Origin of the sequence: Bacteroides sp. D20, assembly GCF_003436255.1 — a bacterium.
In the GTDB taxonomy this organism is placed as follows: Bacteria; Bacteroidota; Bacteroidia; order Bacteroidales; family Bacteroidaceae; genus Bacteroides; species Bacteroides uniformis.
The window spans coordinates 15,492-38,194 of sequence record NZ_QSOO01000004.1 but is presented as its reverse complement, the minus strand read 5'-3'; the positions used below and the strand labels follow the sequence as shown (position 1 = coordinate 38,194).

Genomic DNA, 22,703 nt, shown 5'->3' with positions numbered 1-22,703 from the left:
AATCACTTTCTCAGAAAATCGCTTTTCTTGCGGAACAGACAGTACCATTTCCAACGTAAAGACTGTATCGGCTGCAATAGGTCGAAAGCCGGTAGTGTGAAGTAATATCTACGTTGTTCTTCCAGGTCGCGGGCGGTCTTGTTGACAATGACGGCCTGCAGGGTGAAACGGAACAGGAACAAAAGACAAGCGACGCCTGCTGCCAGCCAGTGGAAGTGCAGAATGCCGATGACCATCGCGGCTATCCAGGATGCGTGGAATGCCAGGCGGGTCAGGGTCTCAAAACCGGCCAGCCAGCGTTGCATTCCATGATACAGCCGTGCTGTGGAGGCGTAGCCTATTTTCTCTTCTTTCCAGTCCTTGGTACGCAGAAGCGGCTGCATGCGCACAATGGCATTGGCATCCGTTTCTACCCGCGTGTTCTCCGGGGTAGCCACGTGGTTGATGAACAAATCGTCGTCTCCCCGTTGCAGGTTGAGGTGTGCGGAGAATCCTTTCTGTTGGTAGAAGAGTTCCTTCCGGTAGGCCAGGTTACGCCCGATGCCCATGTAGGGGCTGCCTGCCAGGGCAAATCCCAGATAGCGCATGGAAGTGAACAGATTGTCGAATGCCACCCGTTTGTGCAGCCAGCCTTTGCCGCGTTCGTAGCCGCTGTATCCCAGCACCACTTGGGTACGTGATGTGAAGTTGCGTGCCATCAGTCGCAGCCATTGGTTGCTTTGGGGCATGCAGTTGGCATTGGTAAACACCAGCCATTCATATTTGCTGGCCTTGATTCCAAGCGTCACAGCCAGCTTCTTACGGCTGATGTAGCGGGAGGAATCGGGCACGAAGCTGTGGTAGAGATGGGGGTATTTCTCCTCGAGGATGGTCAGGTAATCTTCGCTCTCATCAGTGTTGCCGTCGTTAATGACGATGACTTCAAATAGGGGATAGTCCTGCTCCAGCACGGCGCCCAGGTTGCGGCGCAGATTCTCGGATTCCTCGCGGGCGCAGATAATGACGGATATGGGGGGCAGTTCCTGGGTGAAGTGCGTGTCTCCCTGCTTCACGGCACGGCTGCGCGCATGAATACGGTTGTAGAGACAGAGGTAGTAGATAATTTGAATAAGGAACAGACCACCCGCCGTAGCGAGTACGATAATTTCAGTTGAATCTAATGTAAATGCTTCCATGTGCAGTAGGACGTTTATGTGCTGCAAATTTACACAATTTCCGGCACTACCTCAAACTTTGTTCCGGGAAAGTGCTTGGACAAATACTGCTTGATGTATTTCATCGTGTCTTCCTGGATAGTCTTGTCCTCTACCGTGGGATAGAGGTTGTAGAGTACCGTATCGAGCGCGATGTCCCGGTTCTTGATGGCTTCGAAGCTCAGCAGGGTGTGGTTGATGCTGCCCAGCTTTCCGGAGGTGACAAAGATAAGCGGGTACTGCTTCTCCGCAATGTAGTCTATCGTCAGGAAATCTTCGGTAAGGGGAACCATCAGACCGCCGGCGCCTTCTACGAGCACGGTATCATAGCGATGGGAAAGTTCCCTGGTGGCACGCTCTATTTTTCCGAAGTCTATCGGGCGCTTGTCTATGCGGGCGGCGAGGTGGGGAGAGCAGGGATAGGAGAATATCTCGGGCATGGTCAGCCCCTCTTTGTCTTCCGGCAGGTAGCCGGTTCCGGTGAGGCGGCGGTGCAGGTCGATGTCCTCGGAATGACCGGTGTTGCCGGTCTGGATGAATTTTTGGGTGATGACGCGCAGGCCGCGTTGCATAAGCTCACGGGCGTACCAGGCGGTGCAATAGCTTTTTCCGGCATCTGTATCAATGCCGCTGATGAAGTAGATGTTTTTTGTTTCCATTATTTTGTTTTTTTTCGTGCGATGATATAAATAGGGTGATAGGTCAGGCTTACGTTGCCTGCGGCATCACTGAACCGGGTTGTGTATTCTTTGCAGAAGGATTGCAGGCGACTACGCGTCCACATCCTTTTTTCCGTACCCGTGACTCCGGTTTGCTTCAGATGCTTCAGCACTGCCTGGGGAGTGGGGAAGGGCAAGGATATCACCTCTTCTTCGGCATGAAGAATATCGAAACCGGGAGACAGCAGGGCTTGCAGCTCCTCAACGGAGAGATAGTCCAGCCCGTGCCCAGTCAGTTGGCGTATTTCGTGCATGTTTGTGGCGCCGAAGGTGCTGAAGGCAAGCAGGCCGTCTGCCACCAGTGCTTGGTGGCAGCGGGTGAAGAAAGCACCTGGGTCGTTGAACCATTGCAGGGTGGAGCACGAGGTTATCAGGTCGGTTTCTCCGGGGAAGTCGATGGCTTCGGCATCACCGGGGACGAACTGCACGGTAGTGCCGTCGCAAAGTTCCTTGACGCACTCCTCCATTTCCCGGCACAAGTCGTTCAGCAGCAGAGCTTCCGGTTGCAAGGTGTGGAGGAGGATACGTGAGTAGCTTCCCGTTCCGCAGCCAAACTCTACGACACGGCGGAAACGTGTGTATGGTTCCTTTATGAGCTGCATCATCTTCTCGGCGACTTGTTGCTGCACGCGGGCCTCCCGGGTATAGGTATTCCGGGCTTTGGCAAAGCGGGCGGCTATCAGTTGTTTGTCCATCGGGTTCAGTGGCTTGTCCATAGGTCTTGCAGGTAATGTCTGAATAACTCTTCCTGGTAGTGGGCATCCTCCGTTTGCAGTACGGGGGTGCCGAGTATTTCCCAGGCTTGCAGCTGGTTGGCTGGTGGAATGATGCGGTCGTTGCCTCCCGTTACTGCCTGCTGCCAATGGAAGGTGGCAGCAGGCAGTGTGTGGTACATCTTCTCAATCTCCGTCAACTCATCTCTCAACTCTTCCAGCGGACGGCGGGGAGTGATTTCCAGGAAAGCTTTGAAGGCTGCTCCGTTGGCGCACATGCGGCGGAGGAATTTGTGCAGTGAAGCCCCAGTCAGTCCGTCCAATGTCCCGTGGTAGATGGCGGGTGGAATGCCCATATGCTGGTCTATGGGGTAGGGCGTTCCGTTGATGGCGATGCTGTTTGCCATATGGATACCTTCGCCGGACGTACCTGGCGATGAGAGCTGTGGCACGGTCTGCGAAGCCGCCCATACCCCCATAGACCAGCCGATGAGGTTGATTTCGCGGTATTCTTCCAGTCCGGAGGCGTCAAAATCCAGTGTGCGGTAGTCATAGCACACCATGAAGTCGCTGGCTGCCGGACGATACATTTTGAAAGGCGTCTCATCGGCTCCCCAGCCGGCAAAGAACAGCAATAGCCGGGGATGATGCTCGTGTATAATGTAACTTTGTTTCATCTGTTTTTAGAATCGTATAGCGTTAGTATTCCTCTCTTCCTTTAGGGGAATAAGGGGTATCAGTTCTCCAATCTCATCTTCCCGTATGTCTGCCGTCAGCGAAAAGCGGATGCGTGATGTCCTTTCGGGCACTGTGGGCGGGCGTACCGGCAGTGCATAGAACCCATGCCTCTGCAGCAACTCTGCGCACAGCACAGTGTCGGCACTGGGGCCGATAATCAAGGGGACGATATGGCTTGCGCTAGGGCATCCGTACCCCTTGGCTTGTAATGCTTCGCGCAGCGTCCGGCTGATTCTTGCCAGATGCTCGCGGCGGTCCTGCATTCCGGCAAGTTTCCGCACGATAAACAGTGTCCAGGCAATACTTGTCGGAGGCAATGCCGTGGTGAAGATGAGGGTTCGCATCCGGTTGACGAGATACTCGCGTATCGTCCGGCAGCAGGCGATGTATGCGCCGGCAGACGCCGCTGCCTTGCCGAAGGTGCCCACGAGGAAATCTATATCCCGGATGCATCCGGTTTCTTCGGCGCAGCCCAGACCGCGCAGTCCCCTTACGCCGAATGCATGGGCTTCGTCCACATAGAGCAGTACGTTGGAGTATCTTTTTTTCAAACGCACCAATGCCGTGAGGTCGGCTTGGTCACCGTCCATGCTGAAGATGCTTTCTGTGACGATAATCAATTGCCGGAATGTTGCATGGTGTTGTTCCAGCAGGCGTTCCAGTTGTACCAGGTCGTTGTGGCGGAAGCGGATGCAGCGTGCGGTGGATAGGCGGATGCCGTCGATGATGCTGGCATGCACCAGCTTGTCTGCCAGTATCAGGGTTTGTGTATCGCTCACGGCGGGTAGAATCCCCATATTGGCATGATAGCCGCTATTGAGCACCAGTGCTGTCTCTGTGCCGAAAAGTGTGGCGAGTTCCGTCTCCAGTTCTTCGTAAATCCCGAAGTTCCCCGTCAGCAGGCGGGAGGAGGAGGAAGTCGGCAGGAAGGTGTCCGGTGTCAGTGTCTGCAGGAATTCTTCCTTCAGCTGGCGGTCGGCAGCCAGACCCAGATAGTCGTTGGACGAAAGGTTCAGCATATGCCGGCCATCGGCTACAACCGTGCGTCCCTCGTGTGTCAGTTGCGGCAGGCGGCGCAGGTTGCTGTGTTCTTTCAATGTTTGCAGCTCTTGCTGCATATAGTTAGTTACGTTCATAAATTCTTGATATAATAATTTTCCCTTTATCCTCTCAATTCATTTCCTGTATAATTTTCATCAACCCTCCCGTCAGCTTCCTCAACTGTTCCGGCTCTATAATGAACGGAGGCATCAGGTATACCAATCTTCCGAACGGGCGTACCCAGATTCCCTCCTCAACGAAGCGTTTTTGCATCCACGCCATGTCTACGGGCTTTTTTGTCTCAATCACCCCGATGGCTCCCAGCACACGTACATCCGTCACTTGCGGTAATCGGCGTGCCGGTTCAAGCTCTTCTTGCAGTTGCCGGCTGATGCGAGTCACCTTGCCTTGCCAGTCGTATTCGGGCGAGGTCAGCAGCTTCACCGAAGCGCACGCTACGGCGCATGCCAGTGGGTTTCCCATAAAGGTGGGTCCGTGCATAAACACCTCCGGCGTATGGTTGGAGATGGTATCCGCCACTTCATTCGTCGTCAGTACGGCAGACAGCGTCATGTATCCGCCCGTTATGGCCTTTCCTATGCACATGATGTCCGGTTCTACACCCGCATGCTCCCAGGCAAAGAGTTTTCCCGTCCGTCCGAAGCCCGTGGCTATCTCATCGAATATCAGCAGCAGGCCATGTTCCTTGCATATCTGTGCCGCTTCGCGCAGGTACTGGGGGTGGTAGAACCACATGCCGCCAGCGCCCTGCACCACAGGTTCGAGGATAAGCGCTGCCAGTTCCTCGTGATGCTCCTCTACCAGTTTCCGCAGTTCCACCGTATCCCGTTCATCCCATTCGCCGTGGAAGCGCGAGCGCGGCTGCGGCACGAAATAGCGCATCGGCAATGATGCCCCGAACAGCGAATGCATGCCCGTCACCGGGTCGCAGACAGACATGGCATTCCATGTATCCCCGTGATAGCCCGAACGGATAGTCACAAAATTGTTCTTCTTCGCCTTTCCCTTGCCATACCAGTACTGCACGGCCATTTTCAAGGCCACCTCTACTGCCACCGAGCCCGAGTCGGCATAGAATATCTTCTGCATGGACGGCGGGACAAGCGGTAGCAGCAACTGGCCCAGTTCAATGGCAGGGTCGTGTGTCAGCCCTCCGAACATCACATGCGACATCTTGCCCAGCTGTTCCTCTGCCGCCCGGTTCAGTGTAGGGTGGTTGTACCCGTGGACGGCGCACCACCACGACGACATTCCCTCTACGAGTGTTTCTCCGCTTTCCAGGGTGATGGTGGCGCCTTCGGCATGCTTCACCTTGTACACCGGTAGCGGGTTGGTTGTGGAGGTATAGGGGTGCCATAGGTGCTCTCTGTCGAACTGCGAGCCGCAGAACCGGTATCCGGCATCTTCTATCAGTACCTTGTCTTCCGACACTTTCGAGCCGAGCGTTGTCAGCAGGTCGCCCACGATGGCGGAGTTGATGCCGATGTGTAGCGCTTGCTTTACGGCCTCCTTGCTCAGTTGCGAGCGTCCTCCGGCAAAGCGGAGGAAAGCCGTCGGGTTGATGAAGCGGAAGAGGGCGATGGTGGTCAGTATTTCCTCCTCGCTGAGTGGTGCCTGCCGTTCCAGCGGTGTGCCGGGGATGGGGCTCAGGAGGTTGATGGGGATGGACTGTACTTCCAGCTCGCGCAGTGTGAAGGCGAATTCGATGCGTTGCTCCATGCTCTCGCCCATGCCGATGATGCCGCCGCTGCAGATGTCCATGCCTACGTTGCGGGCGGCTTGCAGGGTGCGCAGCTTCTCTTCCTGCGTGTGCGTGCTGCACAGTTGGGGAAAGTAGGAGGGGGCTGTCTCCAGGTTGCAGTGATAGCGGGTGATGCCTGCGTCGTGCAGTGCCCGCATTTCGTCTTCGTTGAGCAGTCCCAGTGATGCGCACAACTGGATGGACGAGTGCCGGCGCATGTGCCGGGCGGCTTCGCACAGTTTCTCCATGTTTCTGGAGGAGGGCTTCCGTCCACTGGTCACCAGCGAGAAACGTGCCACGCCCTGGGCTTCATTATGCAGGGCATGCCGCAGGCATTCTTCTTTGTCCACCAGGTCGTACACGTCTGCCTGGGTTTTGTAGTGCGACGACTGTGCACACCACTTGCAGTTTTCCGGGCATCGTCCGGACTTGGCATTAATGATGGAGCACATGTCGAACTCCTCCGAGGCTCGGGCCCGGGTTATCTCGTGGGCAGCTTCGTATAGCGCTTCCTTGTCGGGTTGCACAGCCAGCCATTCGGCTTCTTCCTTACTGATGTGGCTGCCGCGCAGCACTTGTTCCTTTAATTTCTGTAGGGTCATATCTTTCTTGGGTTATGTTCATGGATAAAGACAGAGGTACGGATTGCCGGGGCGGTGCAGCTCGTCATTCTGCTGCATGGCTTCCGGTAATCCGTACCTCTTGTTCTCTTTTGTTTCAGGCTATATGTGTCTTGTCCGCCCGTATTCCCGCAGGGGCGGATGAATTGTGTTTCAAAAAGAATGTGCCGGTTCGTTCCCGGCTCCGTGAGGATACTTGTCAGGACGCTGCTGCTACCCAGCGGAATGCCGGTGTCGGTTTCCCTTCCTTCCGTTTCTCCTTTCCAGGTACTCTCTTCCCCGCATCCGGCATGTCCGGCGGTTCCCGCAGTCTTCTGTTTGGACAGAGAGCTGTCTGCCACGCTTTTGCGCAGGCAACCGATGGTGACACACCGTCCTATGCTGGCAAATGCAGCGTAGGCTTTTCTGCTCCAGCGGCGGAAGCGGATGGTAGGTGCGGCGGGTGATGTATTCCTCATGTTTTTTTCAGCCTGATGCGGTTTTGTTTCCTTTTAGCGGATGCAAATGTAGAAAAAATAATTTCATAACGGTAATGGTCATGCATGAAAAAGCCGCGCAAATGCAACTATTGCGCGGCTCTTCTTTAAGCAATGTCGTAGGATTTCACTCTTTGGACGACTGGTAGTAGAGATACCAGTCATTATTGGTGGCACCATTGGACTCTACCCATTTGGCGAAATCGGGATACTCCAGGTCGATGCGTACGGTTTCCTTTGCCGGAGTGAACCGGATGGGGCCTTCCGTGCCGGTTGTGGCCGGCAGCATGATGGCGAATGGATATTTGCCGTCCTTGTTGATGTAGTAGGCATCGTCTTCGGCTCCGATTTGCTCTGCGTTGGCTTTACCGGTCGCTTTCTTCTTGGGCAGATGCACTTCTGTCCGGTTGTCGGCTCCGGCTGTATACTGGGCAATGATGAACGGGTTCAAGTCGCTCTCCAGATTCTTCTTAGGCAATGTGTTGTCTGCAAATGTACGGGTTACGGTAAATTCGTTGCCCTGCACAGACTTTGCATCGGGGAATAGGATGACAGAAGAGGTCTCTGTTTCATCGACTGCTCCGGCAGGCAGTTCTATGCTGCCTCGCTGGCTGGCCACATATTGCACGGCAAATGCGTTGGAGTATGTGGCGGCACCACTTTGCTGTACGGGTACAAAGGTGTCTTCCACCTTCAGCACATAATTGTTGCTGTTGAATGAAATGGCCCGTTTGTGTTCGATAATCACGTCGTTCAAGTCATAGTCACCGCCATTGGGCCAGATGTCTTCGTAGGCATACGTGCGGTAGGTTGTTTCGGAGCTCGTCACCGTAGGCTCTTCCGGGTCTATGACCGGACGGTCCGGGTCTTGAATGGCTTCATTGGGGTTGGCATCGATACAGAACAGTATGTCTTCGTAGCTGGTATCATCGCCATCTTCTACTCCGTAGACTACCGTGCCGTTGCTGGTGGAGAGGGAGATAAAGCGAGCTTGTTGGCCTGCATATATCTTGTTCCATTCTTTATTGGAATATATATAATTTATAGAGTAGTCGATACCTTTATTGGGGGTATATCCATTGGGGATGATGAAATATCCTATGGTATATCCTGCCGGGAATTTGGTGGAGACATTACCGTTTTCGTCCTGATACAGAAGTTGTATTTTTGTATTCTTCTGTATGGGAGCGTCATATCGGGAATATTTGTTACCACTTCCAGACCATCCGGTATACGGGTCGTCTCCTGCAATGGATGCATTGGGAATGATAATGAATTTGTCTACCTTGTCAGGGCTGTTGGGAATTTCATTGGTCTTGTAGTAATAATAGCCGATGGAAGTCAGGTAACCGGCACGTTCGGTCAGGAAGGTCAGATACAGTTCTGCATCGGTAATCGTTACGTGTTGTCCCTGGTTGTTGATATATGCTTGGGCAATGGTGGTGTTCACATGCTTTGTATCGCTCACCAAAGCTCTGTTGTCCAGATTGCTGGGTTTGCTGTCATAACCTTTCCACAGTGTGTGTTGTAACTGCTTTAAAGTTCCGTCATTGAAATTTCCCGTAGTTACAATGTCATTATTATCAATAATCTCACCGTGAGATTGTCCCCATCCAACGATGGAGTATACCCGTTCCTTCCTATCCTTTAGGTCGATAGTCAGGTTGGATTTTGCACGTGTCATGGCAGCTGAGCGAGTGTTGGCATTGTCCTCGGTCATATCTACCACCACTTTGCCGTTTTCCACATCCGCTTCCACACACATGGGGGCTCCCCAACTTTGTGAGATGATATATACCTTTTCTGTCGCTTTGGGCAGTTCTACGTTGCCGGTGAAGCGTCCGTCTGCATCTGCAAAGATTTTAAAAACCGCTTCGCCGTTGATGGAGTAGAGGTTGTTTGTCTGATAGGTGATGGGGTCTTCTGTAAACACCTCTATTAATGCGCCTCCTGCGATTTTTCCATAATTCACGTCAAAAGCTACCTGGGCTGTTGTTGCAAAGTCAAAGTATTCGCTCTCCGGCTTTAGTTCTGTTTTTCCACGTTCGGGATTGTATAGGTCTTTTTCGGTACATCCCGTGAATATGCTGCAGGCAATTGCTGAAATGAGGGTTGCAGCACTAACTTTCGTCATAAGTCTAACTTTCATATTTTTATTGTTGTAGATTGCTTGCTTGTTTGTCTTATGAACGCTGTCTATATCACAACCGCCACCCACTTCACAGACGAGTTGTAGATACTACATTTTCTCGAGCGCTTTTTTCATGTTGCAAATATAAACATAGTATTTATAATCTACAACTTTTGGGGTTTAAAAACACTTTTGGTGGGTTAAAAAGTTGTATAAAGTGAATTGATACTAATTGGATGAATCGAATGGTGCGGGCATAAAAAAAGGCTATCTATCCCAGGTAGCTTATTTTTACCACCTAACTTGCTGAATATCAAATGTAAACTAAGGTGGCTGAGTCGAAAAATCGCATATTAGCCTACATGAATACAATTAATAATCAAATTTTCGCAAAGATGGATGTATATAGTTTACAACTTCTAAAAGGTTAGAAATGAATTATTTCTGAAAATCCCCCTATACAGAGCAAATTTCCTTCCTTGTCACTTCTGTAAAAAACTACATAATCTATTAATATTGAGCATTTCATCTCAATGCAATAGTTTTATAGTGAAACTCCAATAGCTGTACTATACCTCATCTGTCTTTGGGTGACAAAATAGAGCAAAACGCCCTATATTTGTCACTCCTTGCAAATATAGCTATTTTCCATGATTCAGTGCATTTATCTCATGATATTTTTCGCATAGGGCAATCAAACATAGGAAAATCGACCTTCTAAATCCTTATACTCCATTCTTGTTTTCAGGTTATCGAATTTGTATATAAACATCTTGTTAACCGGAACTTGATGTTAGGAATCAATCTTCCATATACAAACAAATGTATTTATTTGTTAAATATTCGTGCTATCAAGCAATAATTTCTGCATTCTAAAAAATAACTTTCAATCATCTGCTATCTTTGCTGATATATTATAATTCAAATAAAAATAACGATGAAAGAACTTTTAGAAAAAATGCAGGACACTTATGAAACGTTTAAAGCAAATGCTACGCTTCAATTGGAAAAACAGAATAAGGCTGCCGGGACTCGTGCCCGTAAGGATTCTTTAATATTGGAAAAACTGGCTAAAGAGTTCCGTAAAGCATCTTTGGAGGCAAGTAAAAAATAGTTTTCTTTCTGAGTAAAGAATAAAGCTGTCACAATTTATGTTGGTTGCTTACTTTTTTATTTATGAAAGATAAAAAATAACTCAGAACTTCTTTTGCATATATTTAAAGACTGATAAGACTACATTGATTGTTGGATTTCGTTTTTATTTATATTTTGCAAAAGAAAAAAAATAATAGAAAGCGTTAGCTTTTGTCATGCACCGAAATCTGGTAAATTTCATTCATCCGCAAGACAAACGGTTTTCGCCTATGCTTTGGCGTGGGCTTAACTTGTTTGCGGATAGGTTTTACCAGAACCTCGGTGCGACAGTTATGTCCCACGTTTTCTTTTGATTATAAAAATGCTTGACGGGACTTCAGGCCAAGAATTAGAGTATTATGAAAAGTACATTATTAAATGAACTTATGAAGATTCCCAAAGATGCCACTTTGATAACAATACAAGGTGTGGAGATGCAAGTTATAGATAAAGATGAAGCTGTGCGTTTATTAGACTCCGATCCGAATGACAGCAATATTCATGAATGCATATTAAGTAACGGTCATTTCTTGTTTCAAACAGAAAATAGAACCCTCGTTTCTTTGTATAAAGTGCTATAAGTATCAGAATAACACACAAATCCTATTCCTCTTCTATTCTTAAAAACTCTTGGACGGAGAAATGCCTGAATATTATGGGTAACTAATTGTATTATGACGATATTCTTTATGATGTTATATACGATTTATCTCATACAACTTTTTAATTAGATTAAAATGCCGAATCCACGAAAAAACTTTTCCCCGTCTATTAAAGAGGTTCTGACACTTTTCATTAGATATTGAGTACCTACAACACAACAAAGACAATAATCACTTTCTAAAATCTTACCTTATAAACATTCTCAATAAACTCTATTCGATAGTTGGCGCTACTCTTTCGATACAAATAGTATCAAAGTATGAAGCTAACACTCAATCGCAAATTCAGAGGCTCGACCTATACAATAGGCGACTTGTCCATCAACGGTAAATTTTTCTGTAACACCATCGAAGATACCGTAAGAGAACTTCCGGCTGTTTGCCCTAATACCCCTAATGGCTGTTCTTGTACTTGTAAGGAAAAGATCTATGCCAGAACTGCCATTCCCGCTGGGACATATAAAGTCACTCTTCAGTACAGTCCCAAGTATAAGAAAAAGATGCCGTATCTGCACGATGTGCCCCATTTCCTCGGTATCCTGATTCATTCCGGCAATACCGAATCTGATTCTGCCGGCTGCATCATCGTGGGAAATAACACGGTTAAAGGGAAAGTGTTGGAATCCCGTGCTACTTTCCAGAAATTATATTCCATACTTGAGTCCGAAACCGATATAACCATTCAAATCGTATAAGGAATGGCGGTCAACAGGCTCAAACCGCCTAAAAACCTGCATATCGAGTTTAAACCGTCACCACGACAATATGAACTGTGGAAGTTGTTGCAGCCTAATTATTGCCCCCACTGCGGTGGAGAAATAGAGCAAATCCTTGTCGGTTACGACCCGCAAAGGAATCCGCAGTATAAGCCGCAATGTAAGCAATGTAGGTCGCAAAATCTTCCACAGTTGATATTGGGTGGCGGAGCGGCAGGTGGCGGAAAGTCTTTTATCGGTAGCGTATGGTTGGTATCCTCGTGTATCCGGTTTGAGAATATTCGTGCGGTCGTAGCCCGTAAAACACTCAAATCATTGAAGGAATCGACCTGGAATACCATTAAGTCGATACTGAAAGATTGGGGACTTAAAGAGGATATAAATTACAAGATAAACAATCTCGAAGGCACACTCACATTCTGGAATGATTCGGTTATTATCATGAAAGAGATGGCAGATATCCCCAGCGACCCGAACTTCGAACGTTTTGGTTCGTCCGAATATACCATTGCTATGGTGGACGAGGTATCGGAGATTTCCGAACGGGCTGTCGAGGTGCTATTTTCCCGTCTCCGTTGGAGAACCCACGAAACGTTTAAGACGCCACGAATGTTGCTCACGACCAATCCGACGATTAACTGGGTGCGCTCCCGTTTTGTACAAGACGAGAATGGTGAAAAAGTTATTTGCCGTGAAGGTGAATCCTATATTCCGTTTTCCGTATTTGATAATCCGAATATTGCTTTTCGTCAGGTTTACGAGGCTGCATTGAACAAAATTCGGGATCAGGCCACCAAGGAACGCTTGCTTTATGGCAACTGGGACTTTGTGGAAGCTAACGATATGGCCATTTATCGCAGTTTTGATGGTTCCAGGCATCTTGTTACCGGGCTGAAAGAAAAAGTATATGATCCTACCAAACCGCTTGTTACGGTTTGGGATTTTAACGTCGCTCCCCAAATGTCCGTGCTTTCCTCACAGATAGACTACGACAACAAGAAGGTATATATACTTGAGGAAATACTCGGTAAGCCGGAGGAAAAAGAAAATAACACACCTGCATTGGCACGAAAAGTACGTTTGAAACTTTACCGTGACAAACATATCGGCGGAGTGGATGTAACAGGAGATCCATCCGGATTGCAGCGCTCCACCACTAACGAGGACGGAATTAACAACTACACCATCATTACGGACACTTTTGGTAAAGGAGTTCTACGCCCGAAAGTAAAACTTTTACGAAAGCAGCCTCCGCAGGCGACACGCTGTGAGTTTGTAAACGAGGTGTTCGATGGTTACAACGGCTGGGAAATACAGATAGACATCAAATGTCGGAAGCTCACACAGGATTTGATTTATCAGCTCCGCAACGAGGACGGTTCCAAGAATAAACAGAAGACTACCGATCCGAAAACCGGTGTAAAGTACGAGCGTTACGGTCATTTGTCCGACTGCCTTGACTATCTGCTATGTTATTATCTGCGCGACAGTTGGTACAAGTTTAAGAGTGGCGGAGACGGAAACGGATATGTGGTTTCTACCTCGGTTATTCAGGAAGGATTTTCATATTAACAACGAAATAAGAATATGTATAGACGGTTTCTCAATAACAACGATTATTTGGGTATCATCACTCAAGAAGCCCTTGCGCAGCTTACACGGGGCAATGACGGGCGATTTGTCCAGGCTGAAGAATCGGCAGAAATAAGTATCGTGGAATATCTCTCGGAGAATTACGAAGTGGAGAAAGAGCTCGCCAAAGGAAAATATATCGCCGACTATGACCGGCGCATTACTTATCCGGTGGGAGTGCATATCTACTTTGAAGGACAAATTCATGAAGTGATACGTTCCATCAGTGGTTATCGCAAGCCGTCAACAGTTATTTATTGGGAAGAGTGCTCCGATATCAATACAGATATAGCACAGGTAATAAATTATTCCCAGTTTAATACCTATTATCCAGGCGATAAGGTGAATTGTAATGGAGTTGTCTATACATGTCTTTCAGAGAATGGCTACAAGTTCGATGATATTCGTATTCCGATGGTTACCGGCTGGATAGAGATGGAAACATCCTTATGGCAGCCTGTTGAATATCCGTTATGGAGTGTGGTCGAATACGATGGAGGATTCTATACATTGATGACTTTTAATAATTTCGATTATAATCTTGATCCTATGAAATCCGATTGTTGGGGAGCTATCGCAGATTATGATCCGAAATACAATGCCTATGAGCTTTCAGAACACGAATATATTGTCTTCGACGGACATGTATTCTATCCTGAAACAGATGTAAATGCAGACACCCCTACTGTTGGACAGAATTTATCTCCGCATGATCCACGCAATTATAATCTCAAGAAACACATGGTTCGGTTGGCAATCTATGAGCTTACAAAATTGATTGCCCCGAACAATGTCAGTGTTGTACGTATGCGTGATTACGAAGATAGCATGAAATGGCTGAATGATGCGGCTAAACTACGCCTCAACCCGCAGATTCCTCGTAAATTGGATGAAAAGAAGAAGCCTGTGACCGATTGGCAAATGGCAACGTTTCAAACGGATTATGATCCGTACAAGAATCCGTGGCTGACTTGATTTCCTTTTTTCAAGAATAAGTATTATTCAGGTTTTTACTATCGTCTTTTATCTTGATATAGCCAATGGCAACCTGCATGTTGAATGACCGGTGCCGGCCGTAGTTTCTTTACTTCACAGCATATCCGGCTGATCTCGGTTATTTATTAATTTCCAACATACTATCTTCTTTTTTTAATAAACTCCATTAATAGTATTTCAATTATCACTCCAAACAACGAATCCTAAAACTAAAGTTATACTACTGTAATCTTTAAATAAATTCTTAATTGATACACATTGTCAAGTTATGAATACTGCCAAAACCCTGCAATTATTTTATTGTTATCAATATTTTTATATAGATACAATGCTCCATATCCAAAGATATAATTACCATCAATTAAATCATTTGGATAGTAATCTTCATCTATTTGTATAAAAAAATGTAATTATCTTTATTTAGATCCTTTATATAGTAATCTTCTTCTTGTATCAATATTGGATATTCAGAGAATGTTAAATATTGAGGTTTATTACTATTTTCATAGCCAACAATATTGCTTTTTCTAATGTGTTTTATTGTATATTCAATATTATCACTTTCTTCAGAAAATGGGTGAGTAAATACTTTAATAGAACAATTAGGATAGATATTACAATCAATCATAACATCATAGCTTTGAGGGACAAGTACTGTGATATATTCCTCCGGCTTCTGTGGGTTTTGAAAAGAAACATAGAAATTATAGCCTCTAATCCTCCAATTCGACCAACAATATTTTTTCCTTTCACTTGACTAATTTTAGCAACCAAATACATATTAATGACATCCTTTAATTAAACCATTATTATTTGCAAAGTCTATTGCTTCGCCTCGTAACTCCATCGCTTTTTTAGTAGCAAATGCTTTAGCATTAGCAGGGTCCCATCCTCTACTTACTAAATCTTCATAAATTCCCCTACGAGTTAACGCAGTATTCCGATTTATGTTCTGTAAAGCTGTTTGATCTTTTAATACATTGGGGTTATGTAAACCATAATTTGCTTGTAATTTTGAAATTCTTTTGTGCATACTTTCTTGTAAAGCAATTGCTGTATTAGAAGTTGCTCTACCCGATATGACATTATTGTTCCTTAGCCACGCATTCTGTAATAATTCGTGAGCAGTAAAACCATCTTTTGCATGAACTGGACTTCCGTAACCAGCAACACCAAATTCATTTAATAATCCAAAAATATCTACCCAACTATTAGAGTCAGATACAATGGCTACGTTTCAAACGGATTATGATCCATACAAGAATCCGTGGTTGACTTGATTTTCTTGCTTAAAGAAGAAGTGTCATTGAGGCTTTTACAATCGTCTTTTATCTTGAAGTTTTTGACAGAAATCAACAAATGATGGTGCTACAATAATTGCATCATTAGGATCATAACAAGATTCATAATCTACATATTTTATTTCTCCTGTTTGAATATCAATCCAAAAGTCATTATCTCCAAAATTATCAGCAAATGGGATGTTAAATAGAGTAAATTCATCAAACTCATCAGAATGACCTTGTCTTCTATCAATGGCATCAGGAATAGACATTGTATATTCAGAATCTTCATTATCTCCAATTAAAGGTATATTGAAGAAGCTACCAACTTCTAAAGAGTTATAATCTCCTTTAGTTATAGAATAAAAGTTATCACGATAAATATATGCTCCTTTTGTAAAATTTCCCCCATTTGTGACTAAATAGAATTCTATAAATTCTTTTTTACCAAAAAAATCATAGGGAACAGCTTCTTCTATATCATTAATAGACAAGTTTTTCCATTGATTTTCAAAAGGAATTTGGTTATTTATAAATAATGGTTTATTTGACATGTTGTTTAATTTTATATTATTTATAACAATTTACTTTCACTTTTAATTCATTTCTCTTTGCAGCTTCAGCTACAGCTTCATCGGTACCATACTTGAAACCAGTAGCTTTGTAAAAATCATCTGCTCCACCGACATGTGAATAAGAATGATAGTCTTGATGAACAAACTGCATTCTCATTGTATTTGTTTGAGGATCATAATCAATGTGATGTGCTCTCCAATTTCTACCGGGATCATTTATTCCAATTTTATTTGCTAATGCTTCTCTATCCTTAACATAAGAACCTGTAGCATCTATTGTAAATACTCCGTGCAAATTTTCAGAATTAGTAGTTTGAGGAGGTATAACACCACCACCATCTGAAAGAAAAATAATATGATCTCTATCTAATCCGAATATATCAATAGATGTATTCACATCCCGGGCATAGCTATATAAGCGTCCACCGCCTTTTAATTTAATTGGATCTTGCGAAAGATAATTTCCATTGTTGGGATTGTAATACCTGAATCTATTATAGTATAAATTCGTTTCTTCATCCTCGTACTGCCCTTGGTACCTAAATGGTATAAAGCATTGCTTACCCATGTAACTCTTTACACCACCATACACATCCAGCAACATTTCCCAGACAAGGTTTCCCTTACTGTCATACGCCTGTGTAGGTGTACCGAGATAATCCTGCACAATCGTATACCGTTCGTTCTCCGCTACCTTTGCCACAGGAGTGAACGACATGCCGTCATACACCCATGTAACAATGTCAAAGAACGTTTCCTGACGATCATAGCTTTCACGTCCCATTTCATCCGTAACAAGCTTCGGACGCTCGATCTCTGGAATGCTCCACTCGTGCAGCAACACATTTCCGTCCCAACAGAACTGCTTTGTTATTCCTCCAGAGGTTTTTGCCGTTCGCCTGCCGAGTGCATCATACTCAAAAGTTACTGTCTTGCCCTCTGGAGTAATCACGCTGCCCAACATACCATTTGCCAGCCATGTGTAACAGGTGTCACCCGGTTGCCATGCCAAAGTCTCAGATTCCTGTTTCGAGGCTTTGTCGCCACCAAAGATACGGAATATGCCCGGTTTATTACTTTCTTTTGGGATATTTGTCAAACTTCTACGGCTTTTCTGCACGAGATTGCCTTCACAGTCATATCGGTAGTTATACTCCCCGTCATTGAGGATACGTCCTCCACGGTCATATGTACGATCCTTGCGGTTCTCATTTCTGTACAGGTTGCCAACAATGTCCGGGGTACGGAAAATACGGTCGAACATCCCATAGTCGCCTCGTATAAGATTGCCCACAGCATCATAGTCGAACATCACCGGTTCCGACAACATATTACAGCGCATACTCATAAGCCGTGCGCCGACGTCCCACCGATAGCTGCGGAAGCCTGTATGTCGTCCGTCCGAGTAAACATTCCGGGAACGAACCATTCCCATATCATCGTAGTCCGTTGTGACACGGATACCTCCGGTGGCAAAACGCTCCACTTCACGTCCGGCTTCGTCACGGCGAATATCACTTTGCCATGCGGGTGTATCTTCCGCATGATTACCACGTGCATCTATACTGCTGACCAGACCGAAACTGTCATAACCCAGCGATATGTCCGCACCGAGAGAACTACGTACTTTTGTACGTCCGCCATAACGGTCGTATTCCGATTCCACGGAAACTACCTCTACCGGGCTGTCGCCTCCGGGAAGCAAGCGGGTCTCACGTACTACACGTCCCGCAGCATCACGCTCCAGCCGGATGCGTGCCGAGCCGTTTGCTGCCATAGTCAGATTACCAGACTTGTCGTAAGAGTATTCCTCTCTTGTCCCGTCATGGTACGATACGGTACATACCCGTCCCCTCGCATCGTACTCATATTCGGTATATCGTTCTCCGGGACGCTCCACACGGATGGTTTCCCCGGCACGGTTGCGTGTGTATTTTCGGGTCATACCGTCAAAACCACGTTCTGTGTGAACCTGTCCCGCAGCATCTCTTATAAAGCTATAAGTGTCACCCCGTTCATTCACCACATCTACTAAACGCTCCATACGATCGTAACGGAAGCGTACTTCCTTACCATCCTCCACACGTGAAGCAAGGCTTCCCAAAGGAGTGTAGGACATATACACATGGCGGTGTGCATCACGGGCTTCCGTCACGCTCTCATAGGCGTCATAACCCAATTCTACGGTATTGCCGTCGTGCGCATAGACCCTCGTGACACGTCCAAGCGCATCATACTCGAAACTGTCGGGACGAAGCTTTGGAGAGTACTCGGCCGTCACACGCCCCATATGGTCATATTTCCAGTGGCGGAGAATCTTTCCGTTCTCCGTCCACGACAAGAGGTTGAACCCGCTGTCGTAGGACAATTCACTCACACGATCTCCGCGTGTCATGGATACGAGCATTCCGTTATCATCATAGCCGAACTTTGTCACTTCTCCCATGCGGTCGATGGTACGTGTGACAAGGTGTCCCCGTTCGGCATCATAGAGCCGATGTGTTTTGTTCCCGGATGCATCCACATGGATAATAAGTCGGTCCTGCTCGTCATATATGTATGTTTCCTCGCTACCATCGGGATAGGTTACGGAAGTAAGGTTTCCGACTGCGTCATAACCGTAGCCCGTCACACGCCCTTCGGGATCTATTACCCGGTACAGTTCGGAATGCTCCGTGTATTCATACCGGGTCGTATTACCGAGAGGATCTTCAACAGAGGTGACAATCCGGTCGGGACGGTAACGGTAAGTCGTCACGCCGCCCGTAGCATCGGTAACAAGGTTAAAACCTTTCTCCGGATGATATTCGATATGTCCTTCCTGTATGCCGTCCTTACCATAGGTATGCACGCAACGCCCCAGGCTGTCATATTCCCAAAAGAAAGTGTCCCCATTGCGGTCGGTCTTCTCCACCATCAGGTGTCCGTCATAAACGATATGGGTCGTCTGGCCGAGCGCATCGGTGATGGTGTTCATATTCCCGTCATCGTCGTACCCATAGGACACCAGTGTCTCCATACCCTTGTCTGTCTCAAGGGACAAACGGGTGATAAAGCCCCGCAATTCGGTTTCCACCCTTATCCGACGGTCTGCGGCATCAGTGATGCCGGAAAGTTTACCATTGGAAAAATTAAATTCTATACCAAGACCATCCGGATTCATCAAACGGTTCATCCGGTATGATTTGCCGCCCTGCTCCTTGACATTGAATACGGATGTAAGTTGGGTATCATGGTCGTATGCTTCGTACCCCGTATCCGTATGTCGTAAGGTCATGCGTTCTTCACGTAGATAAAAATCTTCACCAGGGGGAATCATCGGGAATGCCACGGCACGTCCGTCTTCCATACGTAGGGAGGCAGCCCCCAATTCGGGAAGTTCCTGCACGCTACGGTCATAGAGACAGTGTACCCCGTGTCCCAGCCAGCCGGTATATAGGGAGTCGGAGTACCACGAGCGCTCCCATGCGAATGGTACAGGGGAAGGCAAATGGAAGTCCATGCCCTCGTACACTACCACGCCACCGATAAGATCGACAGGCTCAAAGCCCATCTTGCAGAGTTTTTTGGACAACTTTTGGGTACCGGGTACTTTCTGCATCACCTTACTTTTGAGTACCTTATGATTGAATTCGGTCAATATCTTTTTACCAAGCTTGCTGCCTTTCTTTCTTGCCACTTTCATAAGCGAGCTGAAACCTATACTGGAAACCAGCCCCATTGCAGCCCCACCGATATCGGGGATATACGGACCGCCCACAAATACGGGCTTGCCGGTAGGCATGGGTATGGAGAAGGAGGTCGGCGAGAACAGCGTGGGTTTCAGCTTTTTCTTTCCCGCCTTGCTGCTACCAAATGTTGCCGAGAGAGGAAGACCTATATCGTTACAGGTCATCAGCATGTATCCCTTGGGACTCAGGCGGCTACCGTCAGAAAAGACACTTTGCGAAGAGAAAAAGTTCATGCTTTCATGTCCGATGACCGGAGCCATGGCAAATGCCCCCATCAGGGGAATATGGGAACCGGTCAGGAGAATACCGCTCGTATCGGAAACACCACGCTTCAGACCGTTGATCGTGACATTCGTCCCAAGAAAGGGGATATAGTCCGCAGGATCAATCACTATACCGATATAAGGATGGATAGGATTATACGGAGGAACTGTCGTCGTATGGACGTCAACTCCCGTTACAGTCGTCATATGTGTGTCGGCTAAAAGCATGATGGTTTTCCGTTTTTTCTGTTTATTCCATTAAAAACTCTACATGTTAAAATTCAGAACTCCTCCCTTTATGTTGGTCATCGTTTTTCCATCTACATCCACCGTTGTCCCTTTGATAGCAACACTTTGGGTACCATTCGTTTCAACGGTCGGTGCATTTGTCTTTACAATAGTGGAACTTTTAACTTCCGTTTCGGAAGTTCCCTCAATTGATGTCTTGTCACTTTTTACACAGACTTCCTTGTCTCCTTTGGTGTCGACCTTTTCATCAGCAAAGATTTCAATCACTTTGGAATGTAAAGTGATTTTTTCTTCCGAGTCTATGGTGATGGTTTTGTCTCCGTTAAGCATGACTTTGCTTCCTGTCGGATCCGATATCAGAATACTTCCGGCATCATCATCTATGGTAATGGTACAGCCGCTTCTCGTTGTCAGGCTCTTTTTCTTGTTCCCGCTGTCTCCTCCGGTTCCGGTTTTTCCATTAAACAAACTTCCAAGCACGAATGGGCGGTTGGGATCGTCATGACGAAAGGCAACAAGAACGAGGTCGTCCTTTTCCGGAATAAATACAAAACCTCTGTTCGAGGGTACTTTGTCACTCATACCGGCATCCGGAGCCATTACACGAATCCACGAGGTCTGCATCCCTCCGGTTTGCCAGTGCATCTTTACCTGCACACGGCCCTGTTTCTTAGGATCGTCATTGCTGATTACCACAGCCTGCTGGGTCTGTGCCACGGGCAGAGGTACATCCGGAGCCGGAATGCTTGCAACCGTAGAACTGAGGGCCGTGAAACTGTTATAATAGTTATTTCCCGTACCTATCACGTGGGTAATCTCGGTAATGATATACGAACCGAGGCTTTGTTCCATAAAAATGGACTTTTCCGCATGTATGGCGGTTGTTATATCAACGACACTTCCGACTGTCAGCAAATAGTAGTCGCTTTCACAGGTTATGAAGTGAGAGGCGGCAGTGTCACTCTGCTGTTTTTTCTGGAAATAAGAATCAAGCTCTCCTTTGTTGGCTACCCGCGGTTCGGCTGACTGGTTGGCCGGTGATTTGAATAAAGACAGGGAGGATTGGAATGCCGAATTTCCTAAAGCATTCAATCCTTTAGGCGCATCAGGGGAACTGGAATCGTATTTTTGATTGTCCGGTGAATGGTAGGACTGCCCGGCTAACGGACGGGCAAGGGTCTGGATGGAGATATCAAGACTATGGAGATTCCGCCCGTATGTTAAGGGAATTGCAGAAGAAAGTGCGGGTTTCCCGAAAATAAGCTGTGTCCCATCATAATACAGCCATTCATGGTATTGCCGTGCCAACCTTCTGATAAAATCAAAATTACTTTCCCTGTATTGGCACTCATATTCTATTTTTTCTGTATATTCAGGAGCGATAAGTGCTTTTACTCCCGCTTTTTCACAGACCTCATTGACAATATTTGCAAGCGTCTTGTTCAGCCATGAAGCGCAATGCAAGTCTGATTCCAAAAGATATGTTGTGGAGTATCCGCTTAAAAGCAGATATCCATGGTTTCCGGAAGAGCGGTGCATGGAAACATGGGTGGCAATTCCCATAAATGTATTGCTTCCCATCTGTATGGAAACCTTTTTTCCGAGCCAGTTCTTAGCCTTTTCCAAAGAATGTGCCGCATAAACTTCTCCGACCTCTATATCAAGGCTTATCTCGAAATAGTGGTGGTTATTGATGACCTGCTTCAGCACTATCTGTTGAAACGAATGTAGAGGATTACCATCTACGTTTATTGATATTTTCTTTTCTTCCAGCATGGCAACGGAATATTAAAAGATTGATAAATTTTCCGTTGCCGCTTGTTTTTACAAACGACAACGGATAAATATTCGGTGCTATTATCTGAAAATATCAGTTCTTCGGCCAGCGATTGTCCAAAGCGGCGTTCCCCACGTTGATCATCTCAGCCGAGAAGGTCAGCGCAATTGTCATTGGCACTTCGTTGTTCACATCGAGGGTTTCCTTGTAATGTACGATGTAGGCGTTCTTGAATTCGATTTCCTTCATCTTCGCATCCTCCTCGATTTTCTTGTAGACAATCTTTCCCTCC

The 22,703-nt window shown here is 46.7% G+C and carries 18 protein-coding genes; 5 read left to right on the top strand and 13 right to left on the bottom strand.

Going from position 1 to position 22,703, the window contains the following annotated elements; all coding sequences use genetic code 11:
* Positions 1-2: 2 nt before the first annotated feature.
* The 8 genes from DXD78_RS05130 to DXD78_RS05090 all read right to left on the bottom strand — a co-directional run bounded on the left by DXD78_RS05130 (position 3) and on the right by DXD78_RS05090 (position 9,411).
* Positions 3-1,175, bottom strand: a complete 1,173-nt coding sequence (locus tag DXD78_RS05130) for a glycosyltransferase (RefSeq protein WP_117652555.1) — start codon at positions 1,173-1,175, stop codon at positions 3-5.
* Between the two features lie 29 nt (positions 1,176-1,204).
* On the bottom strand, positions 1,205-1,852 hold the full coding sequence (bioD, locus tag DXD78_RS05125) for a dethiobiotin synthase (protein WP_005831133.1): 648 nt from the start codon (positions 1,850-1,852) through the stop codon (positions 1,205-1,207).
* On the bottom strand, positions 1,852-2,628 hold the full coding sequence (gene bioC / locus DXD78_RS05120; protein ID WP_005831129.1) for a malonyl-ACP O-methyltransferase BioC: 777 nt from the start codon (positions 2,626-2,628) through the stop codon (positions 1,852-1,854). The genes bioD and bioC overlap by 1 nt, the downstream gene beginning before the upstream one ends.
* Positions 2,613-3,302, bottom strand: coding sequence for a pimeloyl-ACP methyl esterase BioG family protein (locus DXD78_RS05115; RefSeq protein ID WP_005831127.1), 690 nt, complete (start codon positions 3,300-3,302; stop codon positions 2,613-2,615). Before DXD78_RS05115 ends, bioC begins: the two co-directional genes overlap by 16 nt.
* A 6-nt stretch (positions 3,303-3,308) precedes the next feature.
* Positions 3,309-4,499 carry an 8-amino-7-oxononanoate synthase gene (locus DXD78_RS05110; protein ID WP_009038281.1) on the bottom strand — a complete coding sequence of 397 codons (1,191 nt, stop codon included), beginning with the start codon at positions 4,497-4,499 and terminating at the stop codon, positions 3,309-3,311.
* Positions 4,500-4,533: 34 nt separating this feature from the next.
* Positions 4,534-6,768 carry an adenosylmethionine--8-amino-7-oxononanoate transaminase gene (bioA, locus tag DXD78_RS05105; protein ID WP_009038282.1) on the bottom strand — a complete coding sequence of 745 codons (2,235 nt, stop codon included), beginning with the start codon at positions 6,766-6,768 and terminating at the stop codon, positions 4,534-4,536.
* Positions 6,765-7,244 carry a hypothetical protein gene (locus DXD78_RS05100; protein ID WP_005837403.1) on the bottom strand — a complete coding sequence of 160 codons (480 nt, stop codon included), beginning with the start codon at positions 7,242-7,244 and terminating at the stop codon, positions 6,765-6,767. The genes bioA and DXD78_RS05100 overlap by 4 nt, the downstream gene beginning before the upstream one ends.
* A gap of 145 nt (positions 7,245-7,389) precedes the next feature.
* Positions 7,390-9,411, bottom strand: coding sequence for an LruC domain-containing protein (locus DXD78_RS05090; protein WP_009038283.1), 2,022 nt, complete (start codon positions 9,409-9,411; stop codon positions 7,390-7,392).
* A 919-nt stretch (positions 9,412-10,330) separates the two neighbouring features.
* Here DXD78_RS05090 and DXD78_RS05085 point away from each other — a divergent pair.
* The 5 genes from DXD78_RS05085 (at position 10,331) to DXD78_RS05065 (ending at position 14,512) form a co-directional block, all read left to right on the top strand.
* Positions 10,331-10,507 carry a histone H1 gene (locus tag DXD78_RS05085; protein ID WP_032532785.1) on the top strand — a complete coding sequence of 59 codons (177 nt, stop codon included), beginning with the start codon at positions 10,331-10,333 and terminating at the stop codon, positions 10,505-10,507.
* Positions 10,508-10,886: 379 nt separating this feature from the next.
* Positions 10,887-11,108 carry a hypothetical protein gene (locus DXD78_RS05080; RefSeq protein ID WP_101602681.1) on the top strand — a complete coding sequence of 74 codons (222 nt, stop codon included), beginning with the start codon at positions 10,887-10,889 and terminating at the stop codon, positions 11,106-11,108.
* 341 nt (positions 11,109-11,449) lie between these two features.
* On the top strand, positions 11,450-11,884 hold the full coding sequence (locus DXD78_RS05075) for a DUF5675 family protein (RefSeq protein WP_101602682.1): 435 nt from the start codon (positions 11,450-11,452) through the stop codon (positions 11,882-11,884).
* A 3-nt stretch (positions 11,885-11,887) separates the two neighbouring features.
* The gene (locus tag DXD78_RS05070; protein ID WP_101602683.1) at positions 11,888-13,477 is read left to right on the top strand and encodes a phage terminase large subunit; all 1,590 of its coding nucleotides are present in this window, start codon (positions 11,888-11,890) and stop codon (positions 13,475-13,477) included.
* Positions 13,478-13,492: 15 nt separating this feature from the next.
* The gene (locus tag DXD78_RS05065; protein ID WP_101602684.1) at positions 13,493-14,512 is read left to right on the top strand and encodes a hypothetical protein; all 1,020 of its coding nucleotides are present in this window, start codon (positions 13,493-13,495) and stop codon (positions 14,510-14,512) included.
* An 802-nt stretch (positions 14,513-15,314) separates the two neighbouring features.
* Here DXD78_RS05065 and DXD78_RS05055 read toward each other — a convergent pair.
* The 5 genes from DXD78_RS05055 to tssD all read right to left on the bottom strand — a co-directional run.
* Entirely contained in the window at positions 15,315-15,566 is a 252-nt protein-coding gene (locus DXD78_RS05055; RefSeq protein WP_101602687.1) for a hypothetical protein, read from the bottom strand.
* A gap of 282 nt (positions 15,567-15,848) precedes the next feature.
* Positions 15,849-16,370, bottom strand: a complete 522-nt coding sequence (locus DXD78_RS05050) for an SMI1/KNR4 family protein (RefSeq protein WP_101602688.1) — start codon at positions 16,368-16,370, stop codon at positions 15,849-15,851.
* Positions 16,371-16,386: 16 nt separating this feature from the next.
* Positions 16,387-20,613 (bottom strand): RHS repeat-associated core domain-containing protein, encoded by a 4,227-nt coding sequence (locus DXD78_RS05045; RefSeq protein WP_101602689.1) that lies wholly within the window; start codon positions 20,611-20,613, stop codon positions 16,387-16,389.
* Between the two features lie 39 nt (positions 20,614-20,652).
* The gene (locus tag DXD78_RS05040) at positions 20,653-22,410 is read right to left on the bottom strand and encodes a type VI secretion system Vgr family protein (protein WP_101602690.1); all 1,758 of its coding nucleotides are present in this window, start codon (positions 22,408-22,410) and stop codon (positions 20,653-20,655) included.
* A gap of 94 nt (positions 22,411-22,504) precedes the next feature.
* Positions 22,505-22,703, bottom strand: a 199-nt coding sequence (gene tssD / locus DXD78_RS21260; RefSeq protein WP_304650830.1) for a type VI secretion system tube protein TssD, incomplete at its 5' end; no start/stop codon positions are given.

Excerpts from the sequence above, each read along its gene's own strand:
- DXD78_RS05130 (WP_117652555.1), bottom strand. The coding sequence starts at position 1,175 with ATGGAAGCATTTACATTAGATTCAACTGAAATTATCGTACTCGCTACG.
- bioD (WP_005831133.1), bottom strand. The coding sequence starts at position 1,852 with ATGGAAACAAAAAACATCTACTTCATCAGCGGCATTGATACAGATGCC.
- bioC (WP_005831129.1), bottom strand. The coding sequence starts at position 2,628 with ATGGACAAGCCACTGAACCCGATGGACAAACAACTGATAGCCGCCCGC.
- DXD78_RS05115 (WP_005831127.1), bottom strand. The coding sequence starts at position 3,302 with ATGAAACAAAGTTACATTATACACGAGCATCATCCCCGGCTATTGCTG.
- DXD78_RS05110 (WP_009038281.1), bottom strand. The coding sequence starts at position 4,499 with ATGAACGTAACTAACTATATGCAGCAAGAGCTGCAAACATTGAAAGAA.
- bioA (WP_009038282.1), bottom strand. The coding sequence starts at position 6,768 with ATGACCCTACAGAAATTAAAGGAACAAGTGCTGCGCGGCAGCCACATC.
- DXD78_RS05100 (WP_005837403.1), bottom strand. The coding sequence starts at position 7,244 with ATGAGGAATACATCACCCGCCGCACCTACCATCCGCTTCCGCCGCTGG.
- DXD78_RS05090 (WP_009038283.1), bottom strand. The coding sequence starts at position 9,411 with ATGAAAGTTAGACTTATGACGAAAGTTAGTGCTGCAACCCTCATTTCA.
- DXD78_RS05085 (WP_032532785.1), top strand. The coding sequence starts at position 10,331 with ATGAAAGAACTTTTAGAAAAAATGCAGGACACTTATGAAACGTTTAAA.
- DXD78_RS05080 (WP_101602681.1), top strand. The coding sequence starts at position 10,887 with ATGAAAAGTACATTATTAAATGAACTTATGAAGATTCCCAAAGATGCC.
- DXD78_RS05075 (WP_101602682.1), top strand. The coding sequence starts at position 11,450 with ATGAAGCTAACACTCAATCGCAAATTCAGAGGCTCGACCTATACAATA.
- DXD78_RS05070 (WP_101602683.1), top strand. The coding sequence starts at position 11,888 with ATGGCGGTCAACAGGCTCAAACCGCCTAAAAACCTGCATATCGAGTTT.
- DXD78_RS05065 (WP_101602684.1), top strand. The coding sequence starts at position 13,493 with ATGTATAGACGGTTTCTCAATAACAACGATTATTTGGGTATCATCACT.
- DXD78_RS05055 (WP_101602687.1), bottom strand. The coding sequence starts at position 15,566 with ATGCACAAAAGAATTTCAAAATTACAAGCAAATTATGGTTTACATAAC.
- DXD78_RS05050 (WP_101602688.1), bottom strand. The coding sequence starts at position 16,370 with ATGTCAAATAAACCATTATTTATAAATAACCAAATTCCTTTTGAAAAT.
- DXD78_RS05045 (WP_101602689.1), bottom strand. The coding sequence starts at position 20,613 with ATGCTTTTAGCCGACACACATATGACGACTGTAACGGGAGTTGACGTC.
- DXD78_RS05040 (WP_101602690.1), bottom strand. The coding sequence starts at position 22,410 with ATGCTGGAAGAAAAGAAAATATCAATAAACGTAGATGGTAATCCTCTA.